Origin of the sequence: Tianweitania sp. (assembly GCF_032053605.1) — a bacterium.
Classification (GTDB): Bacteria; Pseudomonadota; Alphaproteobacteria; order Rhizobiales; family Rhizobiaceae; genus Tianweitania.
Window position 1 is genome coordinate 1,495 of the sequence record NZ_DAMBUH010000197.1, and the last position, 754, is coordinate 2,248.

Here is a 754-nt window from a genome sequence, read left to right on the forward strand (position 1 = left end):
AAGGACGTTGTTCAAGCGGCGGGATTCGAAGTCGCCGAAATCATTCCGCTTGAGCGCAAGCCTGCAGCTCCTCTCAAAAACGCGGACATCACCCCAGCCGAGAATGTGGATAAAAGCAAACCCCGTGAGCTGGAGTCCAACAACGACTTCGAGCTCGCTGGGCGTCTCGAACTGGCCGCGTTTTTCAATGAACACATCGTCGACATCATCCTGCATCGCGACCGCTACAAGGCGCTCGGCATCGAGTTCCCGTCGGCAGTGATCCTCCACGGCCCTCCAGGTTGCGGCAAAACCTTCGCGGTCGACCGGCTGGTGGACTTCCTCGGCTGGCCAAGTTTCCAGATCGATGCCTCAAGCATCGCCAGCCCCTACATCCACGAGACCAGCAAGAAGGTCGCGCAGGTGTTCGACAAGGCAATGGAGAACGCGCCGTCCGTCCTCGTGATAGACGAGATGGAAGCATTCCTTGCCGACCGCGAGATGGGCTCGGGCCACCACCGGGTCGAGGAAGTGGCCGAATTCCTACGGCGCATACCGGAAGCGGTAAAGAACGACGTGCTGATCATCGCCATGACGAACCGCATCGACATGATTGACCCTGCCATTCAGCGTCGAGGACGCTTCGACCACGTTATTAAGGTGGATTTCGCAAGCGAGGTCGAAGTGAAGGCGCTGCTGGATAAGCTCCTTTCCTCCTTGCCGAAAGAGTCGGGCGTTAATTCCGAGCCGCTGGCGAAGGAGCTGGCCGGCAGGC

Annotated in this window: 1 protein-coding gene; it reads left to right on the forward strand. The window is 59.0% G+C overall.

The window, feature by feature from the left end; genetic code table 11:
- A partial coding sequence (locus tag RTX98_RS20660) for an ATP-binding protein (RefSeq protein WP_312798763.1) occupies nt 1-754 on the forward strand: 754 nt, incomplete at both ends.